The sequence below is a fragment of the Streptomyces mayteni genome (genome assembly GCF_054783955.1).
In genome coordinates, this window is sequence record NZ_BAAGPR010000283.1 from 1 (window position 1) to 758 (window position 758).

Below are 758 nucleotides of genomic sequence, written 5' to 3' on the forward strand. Positions count from 1 at the left end.
ATACTTGGTCGCACGAGGGTATAGATAGCTAAGAGGTACTGTGATAATATTAAAAACAGTAATAATATAGTTGGCCAGTATATGAAGTGGGCCTAGCACTTCGTTTAGCCATGAGAATACCTTAATACCTGTTGGTACTGCGATGATCATAGAAGCTGCTGTAAAGTAAGCTCGAGTATCAACGTCAAGACCTACTGCGTACATATGGTGACTCCATACAATAAATCCTAGAATACCAATAGATGCAATAGCATATACCATCCCGAGGTAGCCAAAAATAGGCTTTTGTGAAAATGTTGAGATAATGTGTGAAATCATACCAAAACCTGGAATGATCATTAGATATACCTCAGGGTGTCCAAAGAACCAAAAGAGGTGTTCATATAGAACTGGGTCACCACCACCAGCAGGGTCGTAGAATGATGTGTTGAAGTTTCGATCTGTAATAATCATTGTTAGTGCACCAGCTAGAACTGGGATACATAGGATAATGATAATTGATTGGAATAGCATAGCCCATACAAATAGAGGCATCTTGTGTAGTGTCATACCAGGAGCTCGCATGTTAATAATAGTAGTGATAATGTTCATAGCACCTAGCATTGATGAGATACCTGAAAGGTGTAGTGAGAAAATAGCTAGATCTACTGATCCACCTGAGTGAGATTGTACACCTGTAATAGGCATGTAAAGAGTCCAACCTGTACCCATACCTTGTTCTACGAATACACTTGAAACGATAAGAACAATAGCAGGAG

General features: G+C 39.4%; 1 protein-coding gene. It reads right to left on the bottom strand.

Annotation, left to right across the window (positions count from 1 at the left end):
• On the bottom strand, positions 1–758 hold a 758-nt coding region (locus ACYVPE_RS39910; protein ID WP_461038742.1), incomplete at both ends, for a cbb3-type cytochrome c oxidase subunit I.